The organism is Granulicella tundricola MP5ACTX9, from assembly GCF_000178975.2.
Classification (GTDB): domain Bacteria; phylum Acidobacteriota; class Terriglobia; order Terriglobales; family Acidobacteriaceae; genus Edaphobacter; species Edaphobacter tundricola.
The window spans coordinates 1,854,427-1,867,634 of sequence record NC_015064.1 but is presented as its reverse complement, the minus strand read 5'-3'; the positions used below and the strand labels follow the sequence as shown (position 1 = coordinate 1,867,634).

The following is a 13,208-nucleotide window of genomic DNA, read 5'->3' as shown; positions in this document are numbered from 1 at the left end:
TCTTATTGCAGATTGAGCGTGACCGTGGCGGTGTGCTGGAGGGTGGCTCCGGTGACGGCCGTGGCTGTGCCGGTGACGGTGATCGTGTAGGTCCGGGTGGGGACTGAGGTTGCGGCGGAAAGGTTGGTTCGGTCTCCGCAGGCTGTGGTGGTGGCGAGGAGCAGGGTGGCTAGGATCGCTGGGATGAGCGTATGGATGCGGCGTCTGCGCAGCAACAGGAGTGGCATGGCAATCGCTAAAAGTACGACGGTCCTGGGTGGGAAGAGTGGGGTGAGGTGCGCGAGCTTGGGCGTCTGGATGGTGAGGATGAAGGCGTTGATGGAGCCGCCGGGAGGCAGATAAGCCGGGTTGAAGCTTGCGGTGGCGCCGGTGGGGAGACCGGAGGCGGAGAGTTGGATGGGGCTCGACAGAGTGCCGTTGACGGGTGTGGTGGCGAAGGAGAAGGCGGCGGCGGTGCCAGAGGGGACGGTGAGGGTGGTCTGACCGGTGGCGGCGAGGGTGAAGTCGGCTACGGCGGTGGGGGCGATGGTGATGACGGTGGGGGTGGAGGTGGCGGGGAGGAAGTCTGGGTTGCCGGGGTAGGTGGCGGTGAGGGTGTGGCCGCCGGCGGTGAGGGATGGGGTGAGGGTGGCGTCGCCTGTGGGGGTGAGGGTGGCGGTGGCGATGGGGGTTTGGCCGTCGAGGAGTGAGACTGTTCCTGTCGGGGTGCCGGTGGTTGTGGTGGCGGCGTGGATGGCGAAGGATGTGGCGGTGGGTGAGGTAAGGGTGAGGGTGGCGGGGGCCTTGGTGATGGTGACGGCGGCGGGTGCGGTGGCGAGGGTGTAGTTCCCTGCTCCGCTGCCGGTGAGAGTAGCCGTGATGGGATAGGCCGAGGGGTTTGAGATGGGTGTGGCTTGGGTCGAATAGGTGATGGTGACTTTGTTGGCGTCTTGAGGCAAGACGCCGGTGTAAGTGCCGGTGAGGGTTGGGATGGGTTGGCCGTAGAGGAGGTTGATGGGGATTGGGGTGGCGATGAGCTGGGCGGGTGCGATGGTGAGGGCGAGGGTCGTGGATTGGGCTGCGGCGTGGGTGGTGTCGCCGGAGTAGGTGGCGTCGATGTGGTGGGTGCCGGTGTTGAAGGCGGCGGTGCTCATGGTGGCGGAGTTGGCGCTGAGCGGGACGGTGGAGAGGGTTTGGGGGAGTGAGCCCGAGGTCTCGAAGAAGGTGATGGGGCCGGTGGCGGGGCTTGCGGCCAGGGTGGCGAGGACGGAGCCGGTGCCATAGGCCATGGTGGATGGGGCGGTGAGGAGGAGGGTGCTGGACTGGGTGAGGCCCAGGCCGGCGATGGTATGGATGACGGCAGCGGTATCGATTTGGCGGATGCGCTGGTTGGCGGTATCGGTGAGGGTGGGGAGGGTGGCGGGCGAGAGAGCGATGGCGCGGGGGGTGTCGAGTGAGGCGGTGGTAGCGGGGGTGGAGTCGCCCGCGTAGGTCTGGGTGCCGTCGCCGGCAAGGGTGGTGATGAGGCCGGTGACGGCATCGATGCGGCGGATGCGGTGGTTGGCGGAGTCTGCGATGAGGAGGTTGCCGGAGGGGTCGAGGGTGATGCCTCGGGGGAGGTACAGGGTGGCGGATGTGGCGGCTATGTTGTCCGAGGTGAATGCGGGGGTGCCGTTGCCGGCTATGGTGGTGATGATGTGGGTGACGGCGTCGATGCGGCGGATGCGGTGGTTGTGGGTGTCGGCCAGGTAGAGGTTGTTGGAGGCGTCGAGGGCGAGGCCGGTGGGGGTGTCGATCTGGGCGGCGAGGGCTGGGCCTGCGTCGCCGGAGAAGCCCTGGGTGCCGGTTCCGGCGAGGGTGGTGATGAGGTGCGTGGTGGCGTCGACGCGGCGGATGATGTGGTTTCTGGTGTCTGCGATGTAGAGGTTCTGGGAGGAGTCAAGGGCTATGGCGGTGGGGGTGTCGAGTTGGGCTTTGGTGGCGAGGGTGCCGTCCGGGCTGCGGCCGGGGGTGCCGGTGCCGGCGACGGTGGTGATGATCTGGGTTGCGGCGTCGATTCGGCGGATAGCGTGGTTGTGAGTGTCGGCCAGGTAGAGATCGCCTGTGGGGGTGATTGCGAGGGCGGTGGGGGAGTCGAGTAAGGCCTGGGTGGGGAGGGTGCCGTCGCCTGCGTAGCCCTGGGTTCCGGTTCCGGCGACTATGGTCAGGGCTCCCGAAGGCGAGACGCGCAGGATGAGGTGGGCGGCGGTTTCGGCGAGGTAGAGATTGCCCTGCGCGTCATAGACGAGGCCGGAGGGCAAGAGGATGGGGACGGTGGTGGCTTGGGTCGTTTGTGCCTGCGACGGGAGCAGCAGAACGACGAGCGCCATGAGGAGGCACAGGCTTCGGCGCGTTGGGTGAGTGGTGCTCGGAGTCCCCATGGGCGGTTGCACTTGGTTGCGGTGAACCGATTATAGGGGTGAGGGGCAGGTGCGTCGCGCCATAATCGCCGTTGAAGACCTCAAAGGCGATCATGGCGCTTCACTTCAGACGAACTACCGGTGGTAATAACCGGTGTCATAGCCGTGCAGGTAGGAGTTGCGGAAGGCGTTCTGGTAAGGGCCGAAGGGTCCGAGGCCGGGGTCGTAGCCGGGGGTCTCGTGGTAGGCGCGGGTGCGGCGGGGCTCAAAGCGATAGCCGCTGCCGGAGTCTCGCGCACCGTCCTGTGCGCCCATCTGGAAGCCATTGCGACCGGCGAGATCGAAGAGCGCATTGCTGGGGGCGTAGGCCGGAGGCGGTGCGTAGTAGGCGTGGTCGTGACAGCCGGCGACGAGAAGAAGCGACGCAAAGGCGGGGAGGAGCAGGAGACGTTTCATGTTGAGCCCTTTCTCTGGACTGCGCTGCGGTTGCGGCAGGCAGCTTCGGTAGATTGAACGCAGGTTATGCGTAGAGGTTGCGGAGCTTTTTTGTGCGTGCTGGCGTATGAGCGGCATAACTGCTTTATGGTGGTTGCTGGCGACGGACCTCCAGAAGCGTGATTTGGGCGTCTTACGGAAGGTGAGTCGATAAAATTTCAGGAGAACGTGATGACGAAGAGTGTCTGGATGCATGGAAGTGTGGGGCTGAAGTTTGCTGCAGTATGTCTGCTGAGCGGGACGATGATGATGGAGGTGGGCTGCACGAAGAAGGCTCCGGCACCGGTGGGGATCCGGAACCTGGATGGGTCGATTACGAATCCTGACGGCTCGATTACCTACCCTGCGGGCGTGACGCCTCCGGCTTCCAGCGGTGTGGCTCCGGCTCCAAACCAGGCCGTGACCGTGCCGCCTGGGACGGTGCCGACTCCCGCACCCGCTCCCGCTTCTCAACAGCCTGCGCCTGCAGCGATGACGCCTGGCCCCGCCATGACGGCTGGCCCTGCGATGGCGATGACTCCTGAGGCTCCTCCGCCTCCAGTGCGGTTGACGGTTCCTGCGGGAACGCCCGTTACGGTTCGGCTCAACGGCGGGCTGGCGGCGAGCCGGAACGAGGTTGGGGACCGTTGGAACGGCGTGCTGGAGAGGCCGCTGGTGTATCACGGGCAGACGGTGTTTGCTTCCGGAACGCCCGTTTCGGGTGAGGTGGTTGCGGCCAAAGGTAAGGGCCGGTTCAAGGGTGCGGGCGATCTTGGAATCGAACTCACAGCCATCGGGCGCGATCACGTCTCGTCCAGCGAGTACGAGAAGGTGAGCCCGGGACGCGGGAAGCGGACAGCTGGCTTTATCGGCGGCGGCGGAGGACTTGGCGCGATCATCGGCGGCCTGGCAGGCGGTGGCAAGGGCGCGTTGATCGGCGGCCTGGCGGGTGCGGGCGCAGGTACGGCGGCTGGCGCTTATACGGGCAATCGCGATGTGGTGATTGCTTCGGAGTCGGTCATTACCTTCCGGCTGCGGAGTTCGCTGACTCGGTAGAGGAAGATCAAGACAGGATTTGGCGGCTGCGGGCTCGATGGATTGAGCTTGCAGCCGTTTTATCTGTGTAGGGCGGTACACTTAGCAGATGCGGTTTACACCTGAATTTATGTTGTCGGCGACGAACGAGGCGCACTTCCCTGTTGAGGCGAAGACATATAACGCGCCTGAGATCGCTTTTCTGGGCCGGTCCAATGTGGGCAAGAGCTCGCTGATCAATGCGCTGCTGGGGTCCAAGCAGGCTCATACCTCCTCCACGCCGGGACGGACGCGGGCGATCAACTTCTTTGCGCTGCATGAGGGGTCGGGCGATAAGAAGAAGATTCGCCCAAGCATGATCTTTGCCGATCTGCCGGGGTATGGGTATGCCAAGATCTCGCGGTCGATCTCCGCGGAGTGGCCTTCGTTTATCGAGCCCTATCTGGCTGAGCGGGAGACGCTGGCGCTGGCGGTTTGCCTGGTGGATACGAATATTCCTCCGCAGCCGAACGACTCGCAGTTGATCGAGTTCTTCAAGGCGATGCTGAAGCCTTACCTGGTGGTGGGGACCAAGTCGGATAGGATTTCTGGGAATGTGCTGGCGAAGTCGCTGGCTGCGCTGAAGAAGGCGCATGGAGTGAGCGAGATTCTGCCGGTTTCGACGAAGACCGAGGCCGGGACGAAAGAGCTTTGGAGCCGGTTGCAGAGTGTAATGGAGTAGGCCGAGTTCAGTGCAAACACAAAGGCCCGAGGATGTTCCCTCGGGCCTTTCTGTTTTGAGCAGCGAGGATTAGTCGCCGTAGTAGTCGAGGCCGAGGTGGGTGATGAGGTCCTGGCCCATGATGTGGCGGAGGGTGTTCTTCAGCTTCATGGACTGGATGAAGAGATCGTGCTCCGGGTAGACGCCGGGGGCGGTGTCAGGGTCCTTGAAGTAGAAGCTGAGCCACTCCTGGATGCCGATTCCCTTCAGCTTCTCCGAGCGGGCGGCGAGGTCCATGAAGAGGACCAGGTCGAGCGCCAGCGGAGCGGCAAGGATGGAGTCGCGGCAGAGGAAGTCAACCTTGATCTGCATCGGGTAGCCGAGCCAACCGAAGATATCGATGTTATCCCAACCCTCTTTATTATCACCACGGGGCGGGTAATAGTTGATGCGAACCTTGTGGTAAAGATCCTTGTACAGGTCAGGGTGAAGCTCAGGCTGGAAGATGTGTTCCAATACGCCGAGCTTCGAGACTTCCTTGGTCTTGAAGGATTCGGGATCGTCGAGGACTTCGCCGTCGCGGTTGCCGAGGATGTTCGTCGAATACCAGCCCGCTACGCCGAGCATGCGGGTCTTGAAGGCAGGCGCGAGAACCGTCTTGATGAAGGTCTGGCCGGTCTTGAAGTCCTTGCCGCAGATGGGTGCGTTCATCTTCTTCGAGAGCTCCTGCAGGGCAGGAATGTCGACGGTGAGGTTGGGTGCGCCGTTGGCGAAGGGAATGCCTTCCTTGAGGGCGGCCCAGGCGTACATCATCGAGGGGGAGATGCCGGGGTCGTTGTCGACGAGACCCTTCTCGAAGGCTTCGAGGGTCTGGTGGACGGCGGTCTGCTCGAGATAGATCTCGGTGGAGCCGCACCAGATCATGATCTGGCGATCGGTCTTGGTCTTGAACTCGGCGATGTCGTTGCGGATCTGGTTGGCGAGATCGCACTTGTTCTTGCCGACTTTGATCTTCTGGCCCGTGAGGCGCTTGACGTAGTGCTGGTCGAAGACGGCGGGCATGGGCTCGATGGACTCGAGGAAGGGACGGATCTCTTCAAGCTGGTCGCGGTCGAGCACCTGTGCGGTCTTGGCTGCGTCGTAGAGGTTGCCGCCGAAGATATCCCAGCCGGTGAAGACCAGGTCTTCCAGCGGGCAGAGGCCGGCAAAGTCCTTGATGAGCGGGGAGTTGTTGTCCGTGCGCTTGCCGAGGCGGATGGTTCCCATCTGCGTCAGGGAGCCGATGGGCTTGGCGAGACCGCGGCGGATGGCTTCGACGCCTGCGATGAGGGTGGTGGCGACGGCTCCCATGCCGGGAATCATGACGCCAAGTTTTCCAGTGTGAGGCTTGATGCTGGCCGCTTCAGTGTTCGCGGCGGGGGTGTTAGACATGCGGGCAAGACCCTTCTTCCAATGCGATTTTCCGGTTGATGCGGAACGGTTAAGTATCGCTTATTGGGGATGGTGGGTGCAAACATGGTGTGGTAATTGTGCGGGTATCGAAAAGTACGCTGGTTACGCGGTGCGGATGCGGTTCTTCCAGTGGGAGGCGACGAACCAGATGATTCCGACCAGCAGGAAGGCTTCCACGCCCAGATGAAAGCGGTGGAAGGCCGATTTGAAGGCCGGATTGGTCTCAAACTGCCGGCCCAGCTTCATCCCGATGTACGCCAGCGCGTAGCACCAGGGCCACGAGCCGATGAAGGTATAGAGGTGGAAGCGGAACTGGTTCATCTTCGCCACGCCCGCGGGGAAGGCGATGAACGTGCGAACGATGGGGAGCATCCGTCCGATCAATACGGCCATAGAGCCGAAACGCACGAAGAAGCCGTCGACGAGGTCCAGGTCATGATGGCTGAGCAGGACGTAGCTGCCGTATTTTTCGACCATCGGGCGTCCGCCTTTGGCACCGGCCCAGTATGCGGGAATCGAGCCTAGGTTGGAGGCGAAGGAGGCCAGCGTCGCCAGGATGATGAGGTCCATCTGAGAGTGGGCCAGGGCGTACCCGGCGAAGGGCATGATGACCTCAGACGGGATGGGAACGCAGGCCGATTGGAGAGCCATGAGCAGGACTACGCTGGCGTAGCCGCCGGCGGCGATGGCGGCAATCAGGAGGGCAATGATTTTTTCAGACATGCTGGTGCAGTATAGCTGCTGCGATAGCGTCGAATGATTGTTAGGCTATTGAAAAGACGATATCGAGGATACAGAGGATACAGCGGTTATGGCAGATTTCATCCCTCCCAAGAATGAAGTACCGGAGCGCAGAGTGACAGAGAAAGCAATTGCATCGGCGTCGGGCGAGCGCCCGGCTTATCGGCCTGAAGGTGCGGGTGTTGAGCCGGTGGCTCGTCCGGCCAGTCCGTATGGCGCGCACAAGGAAGGGCCTCCTGCCAAGCGGCAGATCGTCTGCTTCAGCTTCTACAAAGTTCAACCGAAGTGGCGTCGGCTCCCGGCCCATGAAAAGCAGGCGCATAAGGATGCGTTTGTTGAAGTGCTCAACCGGTGGAACAAGCCGGGTGAGTTTCTTTCGCTGACCTACTCCACCGTGGGCACACGGGGCGATGTGGATATGTGCGTTTGGTCCATCGGCTATGCGATCGATGAGCTGAACCAGATGCGCAGTGAGCTGATGAGCACGCCGCTGGGCGGGTATCTCGACTCTCCGCATAACTTCCTGGCGATGACGAAGCGGTCGCAGTACCAGATCGATCGTCCGGACGAGAGTGAAGGCGAAGGCCGCGGCGCGATCCGGCCCGGCGGGCAGAAGTACATTTTCATCTATCCGTTCTGGAAGACACGTCCGTGGTATCTGCTGAGCGCGACGGAGCGGAAGCGGTTGATGGATGAGCATATCCGCATCGGCCTGATGTATCCGCGCGTGAAGCTGAATACGACGTACTCGTTCGGGATCGACGACCAGGAGTTTGTGGTAGCGTTCGAGACCAACTTCCCGGAGGACTTTCTTGACCTTGTGCAGCAGCTTCGGGAGACTGAGATCTCGCTCTACACGCTGGAGGACACGCCGATCTTCAGCTGCGTGAGATTGCAGCCGATGGAGATGCTCAACCGCCTTGGGTAAGGAAGACTTACCACGGATCAAAAGGTAAAGACGGATAACGGCAGGATAGTGCGAATGCCTTCAGTAAAGAAGACTGTTGCTAAAAAGTCGGCGGCTAAGGGGCTGGTTCCACCTCAGAGGTTGAGTGGGGCCAGCCGTAAGGCTGCGATTGAAGGTGTGCCAGCGGAGAAGGCGCACGAGATTGCGAGCTCTGAGCCGGTGTTTCCAAAGTTGAAGAATGGCCGGACGGCCAAGCCGCTGGCTCAGGATCGGGTGGCGGCGATTCTAGATGGGCTGCGGAAGACGTATCCGGGGGTGGTTTGTGCGTTGACGCATCGGAATGCGTTTGAGCTGACCATTGCAACGATCCTTTCCGCGCAGACGACCGATGTTGGTGTGAATAAGGCCACACCGGAGCTGTTCAAGATGTATCCGACGCCGAAGAAGCTGGCTGAGGCACCAACCTTGGAAGTCGAACGGCTGATCAAGACGACGGGGTTCTATCGAGCCAAGGCTAAGAACATCCAGGGGGCGGCGAGGGTGCTGGTGGAGCGCTTTGGCGGCGAGGTGCCGAAGACGATTGCGGAGATGATCGAGCTGCCGGGGGTCGCGCGGAAGACGGCGAATGTGGTGCTGGGAAGCTGGTATGGGATCGCGTCAGGCGTAGTGGTGGATACGCATGTGCTGCGGCTCTCTCGGCGGCTGGAGCTGACCAAGAACGACGATCCGGTCAAGGTGGAACAGGATCTGATCAAGGTGATTCCGCAGGATCGGTGGATCCAGTTCAGCCATGAGTTGATTCATCATGGGCGGCAGGTTTGTATCGCGCGTAAGCCTCGGTGTGTGGATTGTTCGCTGGAGCGGGTTTGCAACTCGACGGATAAGACCTGGTCTTCTCACTGAGTCCAGAGCAAGGCGTAACGCGGATAAAGAGGATAACGACGGATAAGAGCTGCTTCTTTTTGCTAGTTGATGAAAAGCTGGGTCAGGGCTTCTACCAGGGATGGGATGGTGGAGTCTTTGGCTTCTATCGTGGGGGTCAAATTCAGGTCTCGCATGGCTTGCGAGGTGATCGGACCTATCGAGGCGAGGGTGGTGCCGTGCGGGATCAGCAGGGCTGCGGATTCCATGAGGGTGGCGAGGTTGCGGGCGGTGCTGGCGCTGGTGAAGGTGATGGCGTCCAGGGGTTCTGCTTGATTGCTGAAGGCGTACTTCAGGGCTTCGATGGAGGCCGGCGGGACGATGGTGCGGTAGGCTTCGGCGATGGTGAGGTGGGCTCCAGCGGCCATGAGGGTCTGGGTAAGATGGTCGCGAGCTTCGGCTGCTCGAACTAAGATCATGCGGGCGTTGGGGGCATGGGGGAGCAGCGCTTCGGCGAAGGACTCGGCTACGTACCGCGCGGGAATGAGGTCTACTGCCTGGGCTAGACCGGTTCCCTGCACTGCTCGTGCGGTGGCGGGGCCGATGGCGGCGATGCGGCGAGCCTGGGCCGGGAGGTTCAGGGTGCGGGCGCGCTGGACGTAAGCCTCTACCGCATTGGCGCTGGTGAAGAGGAGCCAGTCGTAGGTCTGGATGGTTTGGATGGCTTGATCGAGGGGCTGCCAGAAGGTTGGCGGGGCCAACTCGATGGTGGGGATGAGGATGGGGATAGCGCCTCGTTCGGCGAGGAGGGTGGCAAGCGTAGAGGCCTGGCCGGCTGCGCGAGTAATGAGGATGCGGCGGTCTTGAAGAGGTGCGGGCACGAAGTCGATTCTAGTTGGGGATCAAGTAAGTGTTGTGCTTTCAGGGATAGACCGTCAGGAAGCAGGTGACCCCTCCTGCAGTCGCACGTTGCGTTGAGCAAAGGTTTCGGCGGGATCAGCCTTGGGACCGGGCCGACAATGTCGCTTGCAGCACATTACAATGTTCACAGCTGAACTTGATCCGGAAGCTCAGGTCATGGAGACGGCGAGACCGAACTTTTGACTCCCGGCCTGTTGGCTGAAGAGCTGAAATCAGGTCCATCGGTGTGTAAAAGCATGACTTATGCCTGGCGAGGGGGAGACCCTTCGGTAAGCGCTTTGAACGATACACGCTGAAAGTGTGAGCTCACTTGAACGACAGGCAATTTGAAAACCTCCCGTACCTCGTCGTCAGCGCGACTCTCATCGCAACCCTCCTGATCTTGCAGAGGCGACTTCCTCGACTCGCGATCAATAGCTGGATCTTCGCTCTTGGCTTCACTGTCATCTCAGAGATCTCCGGGTACTTCATTGAGATTTCGGCTGGCTGGCATATCGCGATGCATACCGTCAGGCTGTGCTCCGATCTCCTGGCCGGGGTTGCGTTTCTTTTTTTCACCGGGCGCAAGCTCTCTGCGACATCCGACCATGACTTCAAGCTTCTCTGGAATGCGGTTCCTTTTTTTGCTCTCGAACTGATCTTTGGGCTGGAGGTCTTTACGCCCTGGCCCTATGTCCTCTGCGCCGCCGCAGGAGCAGTCATCAGCGTGGCTGTTGCCGTTTTACGGAAGCGAAGCTCGATCATCCCGGTGGCACAGGTCATTTTATGGTTCGCCATTGCAACCTTCGCCGTCCTCGGCAACTATCGTGCTTCAGCCTACTGGGGACTTGGCGGCGTCTTTGCGGCGGCCGGTCTTCATCTCTGGTATCGGCTTCCTCGCAACACCATCGGACGCGTGGCCCTCGTCCTGAGCCTTTTTGTCTGGTCTGCTTCCTTTTTCACACATTCCTATGTTTTCCCCCACCCTAAATTACGGATGATGGCGGAGAACATCTGGAGCATTCAGAAGTTCATTGTGAGCGTCAGCATGCTGCTTATTCTGCTGGAAAGTGAAGCCAGAGAAAATGAAGCGCTGGCCATGAGAGATCAACTGACAGGCCTTGCGAACCGGCGCTTGATGGAGCTAAGACTGACATCGGCGATCTCAACTGGACATACCTCCATCCTGCTGTTGGATCTCAACGGATTTAAACAGATCAATGACACCCACGGACATCTCGCCGGGGATGAACTGCTGCAGCAGATCGCGGAGAGGCTCACTCAATGTGTGACCGAAGAAGAGACGCTTGCGCGGTTAGGTGGCGATGAGTTCCTGATTATCTCTAACCGTGACATCCTTACCCTCAACGGCTCAGTCCAGGAGGCTCTTTCCAAGCCTATTCTCCTGGGCCGGAACCTCACCATCGTGGTGAATGCGAGCATTGGCACCGCCATCTTCCCACTCGATGCCCAGGGGTCATCCGGCGCTGAAGCCATCACAAATCTGCTGCGCGTCGCAGACAATCAGCTCTATGCGCGAAAGCAAGCGCACACCGTTGAGGAAGCCACGGTCACCAATCCAAGAAGGCTCTACCGGCAAGGTCTCTAGAGCGACGCGGTCCTCGACAAGAGGTCATTGAGTAGGCGCGAAGGGCGACTGCGACGGCTTCGGATGAGCCAGTCGCGAGTTGAGACCATCCGACATGGATTGCAAATTCCTGCTTGACATCCGCGATAAATCCACTACCCTTTGGTTGTGGATCAATTGGGCACAGCATTTGCGGCTTTGTCAGACCCGACCCGCCGGGCCATGATCGAACGGCTCTCACAGGGGCCTGCCTCGGTGCATGGGTTGACGGAGCCGTTTGCACTGTCGCAGCAGATGATTTCAAAACATATCGCCTACCTGGTTCGCGCGCGGCTCGTCGTCAAGACGAAGCGTGGGCGGGAGAGTGTGTGCACGCTTCGGCCGGAGGCGATCAAGACGGTCAGCGAGTGGGCGATGAACTATCGCCGATTCTGGGAAGAGAGTTTCGACAAGTTGGATGTGGTTCTCAATCAAATGAAGAAAGAGGAGGCAGGACATGACACAAAAGACAGGAAGTGAAGTAGAGCGGATGACGGTGACACGGATCTTTGACGCGCCACGCGAGCTGGTTTGGAAAGCCTGGACCGACCCGAAGTACGTGATGCAGTGGTGGGGACCGAAGGAGTTTACCTGCCCGGTCTGCAAAATGGATTTTCGCGTGGGCGGGAAGTTTCTCTACGGCATGAAGTCGCCGGATGGGCAGACGTTCTGGAATGCAGGGGAATACCACGAGATTATTCCGTTCGAGAAAATTGCTTCGTCCATGTACTTTGCCGACTCCGAGGGCAACAAGGTCGAGGCCGCGGACTTGGGGATCGAGCATGAGGCCATCGAAGGTGCGTACGACGTGACCCTCTTTGAGGATCTTGGCGATGGGCGGACGAAGCTGACCTTCATCGGCAATGAGCCCGCGGAGAGCGCAAAGGATAGCGGTCAACTCGAGGGCTGGAACCAGATCCTCGATAAGGTGGCTGAGATCGTTGCGGAGTTGGTGGACGCGAAGTAACAGCCTGATGTGATGTTCGCTGTATGAGCCAGGGGTGGCCTGTCGGATGGGCGGCCCTTGGCTCACCTTTTTGCTCGACGCGGGACGATAGGCGCAGGAGCCTGCATCCTGTAACCTTGAGGGGAGGGTCTTTAGAATGAACAAGTTTTCCGCTCTCCTCCTCGCAACACCCCTGCTCCTCAGCGGCTACGCTGCAGCCTCTGAGCCCGGCAGCTTCAACAAGACACTGACGGTCTCCGGCCCCGTAAAGCTCGACGTCAAGAGCGGCCCCGGAGGAATCAAGATCTCCGTCGGCTCGTCCGATACCGTGGTCGTCCATGCCGTCATCCGCTCTGTCCTCGGACGCTTCGATCCCGGCCTTGCCGACGCCAACATCCGCGCCCTCGAACAGAATCCGCCCATCGAGCAGCACGGCAACGACATCCGCATCGGCTACGTCGCAGACCAGGCCATCCTCAAGGGCGTCACCGTCACCTACGACATCGAGACCCCCCGCCAAACGCAGGTCAACGCCTCAGCCGACGCAGGCGGTATCCGCATCGACGGCGTGCAGGGCCCGGTCGAAACCACCAACGACGCCGGCCACACAGAAGTCTCTGGCATCCAGGCCGCCCTGAAGATGACCGCACGCGCCGGCGGTCTCGTCGTCCAGGATGCGGGCAACGATGTCTCCATTACCAACCAGTCAGGCGGCATTCTCATGCACGGCGTCCACGGCAGCGTCACCGCCGAGACCACCAACGGACGCATCGAAATCAGCGACGTCACAGGCGACGTACACTCAGCCACCCGCTCCGCCAGCATCCGCCTCGACGGCATCAAGGGCGGGGTCAACGCGCGCAATCTCTCAGGCAGCATTGAGTCCTTCCAGTCCGGCAGCTCCGTCAACGCCGAGACCTCCTCCGGCTCCATCCGCATCTCCCAGTCGCAGCCCGCGCCCATCCGTGCCCTCTCCAGCTCCGGCGCCATCCACGTCGAGCTCGCCAGCGGCGGCGGCTATGACCTGGACGCTCAGTCGATCAAAGGAAAGATCTCCGGCAAAGCAACAGAAGCCTTCGCAAAGACCAAAGATCAGAAAGACCAGCGCAGCTTCAAGGGCAGGATCGGTTCCGGCGGTCCACTCGTCGATCTCGATACAAAGTCATCGAAGATCGAAATCGACTGAG

General features: G+C 60.8%; 13 protein-coding genes. 8 read left to right on the top strand and 5 right to left on the bottom strand.

The genetic code is table 11. The features are described 5' to 3' along the window. Nucleotides 1–2 precede the first annotated feature (2 nt). Together ACIX9_RS27340 and ACIX9_RS23675 are read right to left on the bottom strand one after the other, a co-directional pair. On the bottom strand, nucleotides 3–2,348 hold the full coding sequence (locus ACIX9_RS27340) for an Ig-like domain repeat protein (RefSeq protein WP_013579985.1): 2,346 nt from the start codon (nucleotides 2,346–2,348) through the stop codon (nucleotides 3–5). 165 nt (nucleotides 2,349–2,513) lie between these two features. Continuing rightward, entirely contained in the window at nucleotides 2,514–2,834 is a 321-nt protein-coding gene (locus ACIX9_RS23675; RefSeq protein WP_013579984.1) for a hypothetical protein, read from the bottom strand. A 210-nt stretch (nucleotides 2,835–3,044) separates the two neighbouring features. Between ACIX9_RS23675 and ACIX9_RS25680 the strand changes: the two genes are divergently transcribed. Beyond that, the gene (locus ACIX9_RS25680) at nucleotides 3,045–3,908 is read left to right on the top strand and encodes a hypothetical protein (RefSeq protein ID WP_013579983.1); all 864 of its coding nucleotides are present in this window, start codon (nucleotides 3,045–3,047) and stop codon (nucleotides 3,906–3,908) included. A gap of 88 nt (nucleotides 3,909–3,996) precedes the next feature. Continuing rightward, entirely contained in the window at nucleotides 3,997–4,608 is a 612-nt protein-coding gene (gene yihA / locus ACIX9_RS08030; protein ID WP_013579982.1) for a ribosome biogenesis GTP-binding protein YihA/YsxC, read from the top strand. Nucleotides 4,609–4,677: 69 nt separating this feature from the next. On the opposite strand, the gene ACIX9_RS08025 is transcribed toward yihA, so the two are convergent. Further along, nucleotides 4,678–6,018, bottom strand: coding sequence for an inositol-3-phosphate synthase (locus ACIX9_RS08025; RefSeq protein WP_013579981.1), 1,341 nt, complete (start codon nucleotides 6,016–6,018; stop codon nucleotides 4,678–4,680). Between the two features lie 123 nt (nucleotides 6,019–6,141). Further along, nucleotides 6,142–6,762 carry a DedA family protein gene (locus ACIX9_RS08020; protein ID WP_013579980.1) on the bottom strand — a complete coding sequence of 207 codons (621 nt, stop codon included), beginning with the start codon at nucleotides 6,760–6,762 and terminating at the stop codon, nucleotides 6,142–6,144. A gap of 88 nt (nucleotides 6,763–6,850) precedes the next feature. Here ACIX9_RS08020 and ACIX9_RS08015 point away from each other — a divergent pair, with 88 nt between their 5' ends. Together ACIX9_RS08015 and nth are read left to right on the top strand one after the other, a co-directional pair. Further along, nucleotides 6,851–7,708, top strand: a complete 858-nt coding sequence (locus ACIX9_RS08015) for a chlorite dismutase family protein (RefSeq protein ID WP_013579979.1) — start codon at nucleotides 6,851–6,853, stop codon at nucleotides 7,706–7,708. A gap of 54 nt (nucleotides 7,709–7,762) precedes the next feature. Further along, the gene (nth, locus tag ACIX9_RS08010; protein ID WP_013579978.1) at nucleotides 7,763–8,590 is read left to right on the top strand and encodes an endonuclease III; all 828 of its coding nucleotides are present in this window, start codon (nucleotides 7,763–7,765) and stop codon (nucleotides 8,588–8,590) included. A 62-nt stretch (nucleotides 8,591–8,652) separates the two neighbouring features. Here nth and ACIX9_RS08005 read toward each other — a convergent pair whose 3' ends face one another. Then, complete coding sequence (locus ACIX9_RS08005; RefSeq protein ID WP_013579977.1) at nucleotides 8,653–9,429, bottom strand: uroporphyrinogen-III synthase; 777 nt, start codon at nucleotides 9,427–9,429, stop codon at nucleotides 8,653–8,655. Between the two features lie 422 nt (nucleotides 9,430–9,851). Between ACIX9_RS08005 and ACIX9_RS23665 the strand changes: the two genes are divergently transcribed. The 4 genes from ACIX9_RS23665 to ACIX9_RS07985 all read left to right on the top strand — a co-directional run bounded on the left by ACIX9_RS23665 (nucleotide 9,852) and on the right by ACIX9_RS07985 (nucleotide 13,207). Further along, entirely contained in the window at nucleotides 9,852–11,057 is a 1,206-nt protein-coding gene (locus tag ACIX9_RS23665; protein WP_157477401.1) for a GGDEF domain-containing protein, read from the top strand. Nucleotides 11,058–11,204: 147 nt separating this feature from the next. After that, the gene (locus ACIX9_RS07995) at nucleotides 11,205–11,555 is read left to right on the top strand and encodes an ArsR/SmtB family transcription factor (RefSeq protein WP_232298819.1); all 351 of its coding nucleotides are present in this window, start codon (nucleotides 11,205–11,207) and stop codon (nucleotides 11,553–11,555) included. Next, nucleotides 11,533–12,042, top strand: coding sequence for an SRPBCC family protein (locus tag ACIX9_RS07990; protein ID WP_013579974.1), 510 nt, complete (start codon nucleotides 11,533–11,535; stop codon nucleotides 12,040–12,042). Before ACIX9_RS07995 ends, ACIX9_RS07990 begins: the two co-directional genes overlap by 23 nt. 136 nt (nucleotides 12,043–12,178) lie before the next feature. After that, complete coding sequence (locus ACIX9_RS07985) at nucleotides 12,179–13,207, top strand: DUF4097 family beta strand repeat-containing protein (protein ID WP_013579973.1); 1,029 nt, start codon at nucleotides 12,179–12,181, stop codon at nucleotides 13,205–13,207. The last annotated feature ends 1 nt before the right edge of the window (nucleotide 13,208 follow it).

Coding starts and splice junctions, on each gene's coding strand:
- ACIX9_RS27340 (WP_013579985.1), bottom strand. CDS start 2,348: ATGGCGCTCGTCGTTCTGCTGCTCCCGTCGCAGGCACAAACGACCCAA.
- ACIX9_RS25680 (WP_013579983.1), top strand. CDS start 3,045: ATGACGAAGAGTGTCTGGATGCATGGAAGTGTGGGGCTGAAGTTTGCT.
- ACIX9_RS07990 (WP_013579974.1), top strand. CDS start 11,533: ATGACACAAAAGACAGGAAGTGAAGTAGAGCGGATGACGGTGACACGG.
- ACIX9_RS08020 (WP_013579980.1), bottom strand. CDS start 6,762: ATGTCTGAAAAAATCATTGCCCTCCTGATTGCCGCCATCGCCGCCGGC.
- yihA (WP_013579982.1), top strand. CDS start 3,997: ATGCGGTTTACACCTGAATTTATGTTGTCGGCGACGAACGAGGCGCAC.
- ACIX9_RS07985 (WP_013579973.1), top strand. CDS start 12,179: ATGAACAAGTTTTCCGCTCTCCTCCTCGCAACACCCCTGCTCCTCAGC.
- ACIX9_RS23675 (WP_013579984.1), bottom strand. CDS start 2,834: ATGAAACGTCTCCTGCTCCTCCCCGCCTTTGCGTCGCTTCTTCTCGTC.
- nth (WP_013579978.1), top strand. CDS start 7,763: ATGCCTTCAGTAAAGAAGACTGTTGCTAAAAAGTCGGCGGCTAAGGGG.
- ACIX9_RS08025 (WP_013579981.1), bottom strand. CDS start 6,018: ATGTCTAACACCCCCGCCGCGAACACTGAAGCGGCCAGCATCAAGCCT.
- ACIX9_RS08015 (WP_013579979.1), top strand. CDS start 6,851: ATGGCAGATTTCATCCCTCCCAAGAATGAAGTACCGGAGCGCAGAGTG.